Source organism: Micromonospora craterilacus, from assembly GCF_003236315.1.
Classification (GTDB): Bacteria; Actinomycetota; Actinomycetes; order Mycobacteriales; family Micromonosporaceae; genus Micromonospora; species Micromonospora craterilacus.
Map to the genome: position 1 here is coordinate 1 of NZ_POTY01000280.1, position 8311 is coordinate 8311.

An 8311-nucleotide genomic window follows, 5' to 3' on the forward strand; every position below is an offset into this window, starting at 1 on the left:
GCCCCGCCCCCGCCGCCGATGGACCCGGACGTCGAGGCACTGCTGCGCCGGCTGGTCGACCCCGACGTCTCGGACGCGGAGAAGTTCCACATCCGGGAAACCATTCGTTACCTCGCATACCGCCCAACCCTGCCGGCTGGCGGCCGAAAGCGAAGTGACGCGGCCAGTTAGTTCCTCAGATGGCGAAAGAACGACAGGTCAGCCTCATTCGTTTCGCTACGGGGCAGGAACGGGCGCGCTAGCGTCCGTATTCGTACTGCTTGGGCTCGTCGTCGGTGGGGGGACGGGACAAGGCCGAACCCAGCCCTGCGGGACAGAAGGGGGTCTGCTCCATGACCCTGAAATGGTTGGCAGTCGTGGTCGCGACGGTCTCGGTGACGTTATGCGTCACCGGCAACGTGGTGACCCTGGCCCTGAACGGCGGGCAGCTTCCGCTGCTCGTGAACCTCTTCGCGCTCGCCACTGCGGGCACCGCGATCGTCCTGGCCGTCGTCGCCGAACTGCACGACCGGCTCAACGACCGGCTCACCGCGCTCACCGAGTTCATGGTGGAGCGGCTCCGGGAGATCGAGGCACACACCGGCGACCGGAACACCGGATTCGTGGAGGGTTACCTGCTCAGCCACGGCCAGGAGGCCGCCGTGGTGCCGTTCGGACGCCGTGGACGGGGAGCCGCCGAACGCTGATCTCACCGACCGCCGAAGCCGGATCCACGCCAGGATTGGCCGGCGAAACCCGGGGTACGCTGTCGCGCGTGCCGCCGTTGAATCTGGGCAACCAGCAGCCGAAGACCCCGCTGAACGCCGACCAGGCCTGGCAGACCACCGCCGGCCGGGCGGCCGAGACCATACTCTTCTTCGACTTCGACGGCACACTCGCGCCGGTCGCCGACGATCCGACGCAGGTCCAACCTGCGCCGAAGGTGCTGGCCGCGATCGAGACCCTCGCCCCGGTGATGCGGCGCGTCGCGATCGTCTCCGCCCGCCCGGTGGAGTTCCTGCGGGAACACTTCGGCGGGCTGACCGGCGTCGACCTCTACGGGCTCTACGGGCTGGAGCACAGCCACTCCGGCGGTGAGACCGTCACCGAGCCGGCCGCGCTGCCCTGGGTGCCCACGATGGCCGAACTCGCCGAACTGGCCCGCGCCGAACTGCCACCGGGCACCCTCGTGGAGTACAAGCGACTCTCCGTGGCGCTGCACTGGCGTACGGCCCCGCAACTCGCCACCACCGTCGAGCAGTGGGGGCGCGCGCAGGCCGAACGACTCGGCCTACGGGTGCAGGTCGGCCGGATGGTGCTGGAGGTCAAGCCGCCGGTCGACCGGGACAAGGGCATGGTGATCAACGAGCTGGTGCAGGGGGCGGGCGGAGCCTGGTACTTCGGCGACGACGTCTCCGACATCAAGGCCTTCGCCGCCCTGCGGGCCCGGGCCGCCGCCGACCCCGACTTCCTGGGCGTCTGCGTCGCCGTCGCCAACCCGGAGACCGGCGACGAGGTCGCCGAGGCCGCCGACCTCACCATCGACTCGCCGGCCGCGCTGGGCGACTTCCTCACCCAGGCCGTCCACCACCTCAGCTGAGGCGGCGCTCGACCTGTTCCCGGCGCGCGACGGCGCTGGCGGGGCGGGTCAGGCGCCGAAGCGGCGCTGGCGGGTGGCGTACGAGCGCAGGGCGCGGAGGAAGTCGACCCGCCGGAAATCCGGCCAGTTGAGTTCGCAGAAGTAGAACTCTGAGTGCGCCGACTGCCACAGCATGAAGCCCGAGAGGCGCTGCTCGCCACTGGTCCGGATGATCAGATCCGGGTCCGGCAGCCCCCGGGTGTACAGGTGCTCCGAGATGTCGTCGACGTCGAGCGAGCCGGCCAGGTCTTCCAGGGTGCCGCCGTTCGCCGCGTGTTCCAGCAGCAGCGAACGGACCGCATCGGCGATCTCCCGCCGGCCGCCGTACCCGACCGCGATGTTGACCTGTGCACCGCCGCTGCGCTCACGGGTCCGCTCCTCGGCGGCCTTGAGCGCCGCCGCGTGCTGCGCCGGCAGCACGTCGAGCGCACCGACCATGCGCAGCCGCCAGGGATTGCCCGCCTCGGCCAGCTCGGTGGTCAGGTCCTCGATGATCTGGAGCAGCGGATCCAGTTCCGCCGCCGGACGCGAGAGGTTGTCGGTGGAGAGCAGCCAGAGTGTGACGTGCCCCACGCCGGCGGCGTCGCACCAGCGCAGCAACTCCTTGATCCGCTCGGCACCCATCCGGTGCCCGTCGTTCGGGTCGACGAAGCCCATCTCCCGGGCCCATCTGCGGTTGCCGTCACACATCACGCCTACATGTCGGGGTACCGGACGGCCCGCGAGCTTGGCGGTCAGCCGCCGCTCGTACACGGAGTAGAGAATTTTCCGCAGAGTCATCAGCTTCAGGGTAGCGAGCCGCCGGGCAGATCAGTGTGCCGGAGGCCGATGTCGCGCCGAGATGCCGAACCGGAACGGGCCAACGGTACCGAGCAGGGTGGGCCCAGGCTGGGCAGACTCTGGCCGGAGCGGGCTCGGACCGGGGGCGGATTCAGGCGGGCGCAGGCCGGGTGGGTGCCGGCCGGTTCGGGGCCGCGGTGCGGGCGGAGCGTCGCACTCCGTACACGGCGAGGCCGGCGGCGGCGACCAGTGGCGCGCCGTCCCGGACCAGGCCGTCGACGCCGAGCAGCCACCAGCACAGCGGCAGGTCGACGGCGAGCACGGCGACGGTGACCACGACGAGCAGAGTGCCCGCCCACCGCCGGCCACGCATCAGGAAGGCGGTGCAGAACAGCACCAGGTAGCTGGTCGCGATGCCGGCGCCCAGCCAGAACAGCACCGCGGGCACGGCGAGCAGCCCCCCGTCCAGGATCGCCGCCGCGGCGACCAGCGCCGGGACCAGCATCAGCGGGCTGTACGTGAACGCGGCGACCCGGCTGGTCAGCAGCCAGGCGTTCGCCTCCGGCCGACGCGGCGGCGTCTCCCGCCAGGAGATGCCGGACCGGTCGATGACCAGGCGGGGCCGGTGCCGCACCAGATGCCCGGCGAGCGCCGGGGACCGGTACAGCAGCCAGACCACGACCGCGCAGAGCGCGGTGAGCAGGGCGAAGCCGAGCAACCCGGGCAGCGGCGGCACACCCTGCCGGGGCACGATCAGCCGGCCGACCGCGAAGACGGTGGTGACGGCGAGGATCAGGCCGAACGGGCGGGCCACCGTCCGGCCGCGACGCACGTGCCCGATCAGCAGCAGGAAGCCGAACGAACGCAGCATCGCCCAGCCGGTCCGTACCGCGAGCCCGAAGCCCTGCTCCGGGGCGTACCACCAGTTGAGCACCTCGACCACGACGGTGGCCGCGGCGGTCACCGCGAGCAGCGCGGTCAGCACCCGGACGGCGGACGGCCGCCGGACCTCGGTCTCGGCGGCCGTCCTCATGGGATCCGATGATGCCCGGATCCGGCGTCGATCACACCCCCCGCTGCGGCTCCGCGTCGAGCCGGGCACGCAGGGCGTCCAGCTCGGCCCAGAGGACACCGGGCAGCTTGTCGCCGAACTTCTCGAACCACTCGGTGACGAGCGGCAGTTCGTCGCGCCACTCGTCCGGGTCGACCTTCAGCGCGATCCGGACGTCCTCCGGCGTCATGTCCAGACCCTCGACGTCGAGGGAGTCCAGCGCCGGGACCATGCCGATCGGGGTCTCCACCGCCTCCGCCCGGCCCTCGAGCCGCTCGACGATCCACTTGAGCACCCGGGAGTTCTCACCGAAGCCGGGCCAGAGGAAGTTGCCCTCCGGGTCCTTGCGGAACCAGTTGACGTAGTAGACGCTCGGCAGCTTCGACTCGTCGCCGTCGGCGCCCTTGGCCATCTCGATCCAGTGCCGGAAGTAGTCGCCACCGTGGTAGCCGATGAACGGCAGCATCGCCATCGGGTCGCGGCGGACCACGCCGACCGCGCCGGAGGCGGCGGCGGTGGTCTCCGAGGAGAGCGTGGCGCCGAGGTAGACGCCGTGCACCCAGTCCCGGGCCTCGGTCACCAGCGGGACGGTGTCCTTACGCCGGCCGCCGAACAGGATCGCGTCGATCGGCACCCCGTTGGGGTCGTAGTAGTCCTCGGCGAGGATCGGGCACTGGGTGATCGGGGTGCAGAACCGGCTGTTCGCGTGCGAGGAGAGATTCTCGCTCTCCGGCGTCCAGTCGTTGCCCTTCCAGTCGATCAGGTGCGCCGGCGGCTCACCCATGCCCTCCCACCAGATGTCGCCGTCGTCGGTGAGGGCGACGTTGGTGAAGATGGAGTTGCCCCGGTCCAGCGTCCGCATGGCGTTGGCGTTGGTCTTCCAGTCCGTGCCGGGCGCGACGCCGAACAGGCCGTACTCCGGGTTGACCGCGTAGAGCCGGCCGTCCGGACCGAAACGCATCCAGGCGATGTCGTCGCCGATCGTCTCGACCTTCCAGCCTGGGATGGTCGGCTCCAGCATGGCCAGGTTGGTCTTGCCGCAGGCCGACGGGAAGGCGCCGGCGATGTGGTAGACCCGCCCCTCCGGAGAGGTGATCTTGAGGATCAGCATGTGCTCGGCGAGCCAGCCCTCGTCGCGCCCCATTACGCTGGCGATCCGCAGCGAGTAGCACTTCTTGCCGAGCAGCGAGTTGCCGCCGTAGCCGGAGCCGAACGACCAGATCTCCCTGGTCTCCGGGAAGTGCGAGATGTACTTGGTGTCGTTGCACGGCCAGGCCACGTCCTGCTGGCCGGGGGCGAGCGGCGCGCCGATCGAGTGCAGGGCGTGCACGAAGTCGGCGTCGTCGCCCATCGCCTCAAGGATCTTGGCACCCATCCGGGTCATGATCCGCATGGAGGCGACCACGTACGGGCTGTCGGTGATCTCCACACCGAACATGGGGCTCTCGGCCTCGACCGGTCCCATCACGAACGGGATGACGTACATGGTCCGTCCGCGCATCGAACCGCGGTACAGATCCGTCATGGTCCGCTTCATCTCGGCGGGCGCCATCCAGTTGTTGGTGGGGCCGGCGTCCGCTTCGTCGACGGAGCAGATGAACGTACGCTCCTCGACCCGGGCGACATCCGTCGGGTCCGTTCGCGCGTAGAACGAGTTGGGCTTCTTCTCGGGGTTGAGCCGGGTGATGGTGCCGGCCTCGACCAGCTCATCGGTGAGGCGACGCCACTCCTGATCGGACCCGTCCACCCAGACGACCTGTTCGGGCGTGGTCAGTTCAGCGACCTCACGGACCCAGGCGAGGAGTTTGGGGTGGGACGTCGGGGCTTGGTCGATACCCCGAACAGTGGCCGGAGCAACCATGACACATCTCCTTGTGGTCGACGCTGACCTGTCTATGGAGTGCACGAGTCTCGGCGCCGCGATGCGGTTCGCCTTCGTGGAAACCTGGGATTGGGCTCAGCGTAAACCGATGGACCTCTCCAGTCAGTGGGACTGGTTGTGAAGAACTGCACAAGGTGCGGCCACGCTGCGGCATCACGAGCCTTTACCCGCTTTCACGCGCAGTTTCACGCAAATCCTGCGGCGAACCTCCCGCCGGTGGCCCCGGGCGCGAGCCGCGCGACCGCTTTCCGACCGGACGACCGGAAGGGCAAAGCGACTCCGGATTCGACAGATCCGGTTACGCTCCGTTCGTGCCCGTCCGCGCCGCCGCACCGGTGGACCCCGGTAGCCGTTGCTACCCGTTCGTGAGCCCGTCAACCGGTACGCTCGCACGGTGGCCGCCACGATGACCGGGGAGCCAGGCTCCCGGCAGACCCGCTCGGGTCTGGTCCACTCCCTGCTCGACCGGTTCGGTCACCTCGTACGGGAGTTGAGCAAGTTCGCGACTGTGGGCGGGATCGCCTTCTTCATCGACTTCGCCCTGTTCAACTACCTGATCAGCCTGCATCAGGTCGAACAGCTCACCGCGAAGACCATCTCCACGGTGATCGCCGCGACCTTCGCCTTCCTGGGCAACCGGTTCTGGACCTGGCGGCACCGCAAGCGCTCCAACCCGGCCCGCGAGTACGCGCTGTTCTTCTTCTTCAACGCGGTGGGCCTGGGCATCGCGGTGGCCTGCCTGGCGGTCAGCCGGTACGGGCTGGGCAGCATCTGGCCGCAGGTCTTCCAGACCCGACTGGCCGACAACGTCGCCAGCTTCGTCGTGGGCACCGGGCTCGGGACGCTGTTCCGATTCTGGTCCTACCGACGGTTCGTCTTCGTGGATGCGGGAACCCCCACCGTTGCGGAAGTGAACCGGGACCGCGGGGCGTGACCTGCCGCCCACCCGTCCGGCCGGAGCCAGCCGGTTCCCGCCCACTGCCCTAAGGTGTTGCGCATGCCTCTTGTCCGTCTGCTGCCTGAGCGCTGGCAGAAGTTCATCCATGAGGCGCTCAAATTCGGCCTGGTCGGCGGCGTCAACACGGTCATCAATTACGCCGTGTTCAACGCGCTCGCACTCACCGTTTTTGTCGACGGCCAACTGAAGGCGACGGTTGTCGCCACGATAGTGGCGACGATCACGTCGTATCTGATGAATCGGCACTGGACGTACCGCGACCGTCCGAAGTCGGCCATGCAGCGGGAATACGCCCTGTTTTTCCTTTTCAACGGGGTTGGTCTACTGATCGAACTCGGCGTACTCGCCGCCGCCAAGTACGGGCTGGGCGTCACCGGCCTGCTGGCACTGAACATCGCCAAGACCGGTGGTGTGGTGCTGGCGACCCTGTTCCGCTTCTGGTCGTACCGCACCTTCGTCTTCCAACCCGCGGCCCCCGTCGAGGCGGAGAAGACCTGGCAGGGCCTGCCGCGCGACGAGTGGGACACGATGGCCGGGATGGACCCGGTGGCCGAACTCGCCGAGTCCATCACCGAGCTGGAGGAAGAGGAGCCACCCGCCAGCCGGCCCGGCGTGACCACCCAGCCGGTCCAACCCCGGCCCGCGCCACTGAGCGCCGAGGCCGAGCTGACTGCGGCGCTGGACAAGGAGCTGGAGGCCGAACTGGCCGCCCAGCTCCAGCCCGCTCCCGCCCAGCGCCGCTTCCGCCGCCGCTGATCCGGCGGGGATCAGCCCTTGTTGTCCCGCTCGGCGAGAATCTCGCGCAGTTCGCCGTCGCCGAGCGAGTGCTTGTCATGGAACGCCTCGACCAGCTCGTAGAGCTTCGTCTGGACCCGATCCACCTTCGGCACGTCGGGCAGCACGGACTGACCGCGCTCACCGGCTGACTCGATGGTGAGCGTGCCGTAACCCAGCAGGCGCCCGATGAACTGCTGGTTCATCGAGTGGTCGTTGACCCGGCTGAGCGGGATGTCCCGCCGTTCCCGGGAGAACACCCCGTGCTGGAGCACCACCCGCTCGTTGGTGAACAGGTAGTGCGTGGTGCGCCAGGAAATGTAGGGCCACGCCGACAGCAGCAGCACGGCCAGCACCGCCAGACCGCCGATCACGGCGAGCGTGATCGAGCCACCCCCACCGGAGGGCAGGAACACGACGCCGGCCGCCACCGCGGCGATGGCGAACACCAGCACCGCCACCGGCCGGACCAGGGCCTTCCAGTGCGGGTGCAGGTGCAGCACGACGTGCTCGTCCTCGGTGAGCACGTCCTCGGGGAACGCCACGGAAACCTCCTCGCAGGAACGGACGCGCAGACCGTAACCCCCCACCGCCACCCGCTCACATCCGCCACGCGGCCGACCCTGCGTCAGCGGAGATGGAGGATGTCGGCGGCGGGGAGGGAACGCTCGCCGGCGGGGGTGCTGAGCAGGAGGTGACCGTCGGGGTCGACGGTGGTGGCGGTGCCGGTGAGTTCGGTGCCGTCCGGCAGCAGCGCCCGCACCTCCCGGCCGATCGTGCCGCAGACCGCCAGGTACGCGTCCCGCAGGCCGCTGGCCACCGCGTCCCCACCGGCGGCGCGCCACCGGTCGTACCAGTCGGCGACCGACCGGAGCAGGGCACGAAGCAGCGGATCCCGGTCGGTGGCCGCCGCGCCGGCCAGTTGCAGTGAGGTGGCGGCCAGGCCGGTCGGGTGCTCCGGCAACTCGTCGGCGCGCAGCGTGACGTTCAGCCCGATACCGAGCACGACCGCGGGCGGATCGCCCGGCCCGGGGCCCGGCACCGCCTCGGCGAGAATCCCGGCGCACTTGGCCCCGTCGATCAGCAGGTCGTTCGGCCACTTCAGGGTGGCGTCCATCTCGGCCAGCCGGGTCACCGCCTCGACCAACGCGACGCCGGCCAGCAGCGGCAGCCAGCCGTACCCCGTGGGGGGTGCGGGTGACCAGCCGCGGTCCAGCACGGCCGCCCCGGGCCGGAGCAGCACGCTGG

The 8311-nt window shown here is 69.8% G+C and carries 9 protein-coding genes and 2 pseudogenes; 6 read left to right on the forward strand and 5 right to left on the reverse strand.

Annotation, left to right across the window (positions count from 1 at the left end; genetic code table 11):
- The 3 genes and pseudogenes from C1I95_RS29460 to otsB all read left to right on the forward strand — a co-directional run.
- Positions 1-171, forward strand: a pseudogene (locus C1I95_RS29460) (transcriptional regulator); the annotation flags it as partial.
- A gap of 161 nt (positions 172-332) precedes the next feature.
- Positions 333-686: a hypothetical protein gene (locus tag C1I95_RS29465; RefSeq protein WP_111218753.1), complete on the forward strand. Its 354-nt coding sequence runs from the start codon at positions 333-335 to the stop codon at positions 684-686.
- A gap of 68 nt (positions 687-754) precedes the next feature.
- Positions 755-1579 carry a trehalose-phosphatase gene (otsB, locus tag C1I95_RS29470; protein ID WP_111218765.1) on the forward strand — a complete coding sequence of 275 codons (825 nt, stop codon included), beginning with the start codon at positions 755-757 and terminating at the stop codon, positions 1577-1579.
- A 48-nt stretch (positions 1580-1627) separates the two neighbouring features.
- Here the strand turns inward: otsB and C1I95_RS29475 are convergent, their stop codons facing one another.
- The 3 genes from C1I95_RS29475 to C1I95_RS29485 form a co-directional block, all read right to left on the reverse strand.
- Positions 1628-2398 (reverse strand): isoprenyl transferase, encoded by a 771-nt coding sequence (locus C1I95_RS29475; RefSeq protein ID WP_111218755.1) that lies wholly within the window; start codon positions 2396-2398, stop codon positions 1628-1630.
- Positions 2399-2549: 151 nt separating this feature from the next.
- Positions 2550-3431, reverse strand: a complete 882-nt coding sequence (locus C1I95_RS29480) for a hypothetical protein (RefSeq protein WP_111218757.1) — start codon at positions 3429-3431, stop codon at positions 2550-2552.
- A 31-nt stretch (positions 3432-3462) separates the two neighbouring features.
- The gene (locus C1I95_RS29485) at positions 3463-5310 is read right to left on the reverse strand and encodes a phosphoenolpyruvate carboxykinase (GTP) (protein WP_111218759.1); all 1848 of its coding nucleotides are present in this window, start codon (positions 5308-5310) and stop codon (positions 3463-3465) included.
- A 138-nt stretch (positions 5311-5448) separates the two neighbouring features.
- Here C1I95_RS29485 and C1I95_RS37380 point away from each other — a divergent pair.
- The 3 genes and pseudogenes from C1I95_RS37380 to C1I95_RS29495 all read left to right on the forward strand — a co-directional run.
- A pseudogene (locus tag C1I95_RS37380) lies at positions 5449-5533 on the forward strand (GtrA family protein); the annotation flags it as partial.
- 204 nt (positions 5534-5737) lie between these two features.
- Positions 5738-6265: a GtrA family protein gene (locus tag C1I95_RS29490; RefSeq protein ID WP_111218767.1), complete on the forward strand. Its 528-nt coding sequence runs from the start codon at positions 5738-5740 to the stop codon at positions 6263-6265.
- 63 nt (positions 6266-6328) lie between these two features.
- Positions 6329-7045 (forward strand): GtrA family protein, encoded by a 717-nt coding sequence (locus C1I95_RS29495; protein ID WP_111218761.1) that lies wholly within the window; start codon positions 6329-6331, stop codon positions 7043-7045.
- Between the two features lie 11 nt (positions 7046-7056).
- On the opposite strand, the gene C1I95_RS29500 is transcribed toward C1I95_RS29495, so the two are convergent.
- Positions 7057-7608 (reverse strand): PH domain-containing protein, encoded by a 552-nt coding sequence (locus C1I95_RS29500; protein WP_111218763.1) that lies wholly within the window; start codon positions 7606-7608, stop codon positions 7057-7059.
- Positions 7609-7691: 83 nt separating this feature from the next.
- Positions 7692-8311 (reverse strand): biotin--[acetyl-CoA-carboxylase] ligase (locus C1I95_RS29505; protein ID WP_111218769.1); only part of this gene is annotated, 620 nt, incomplete at its 5' end.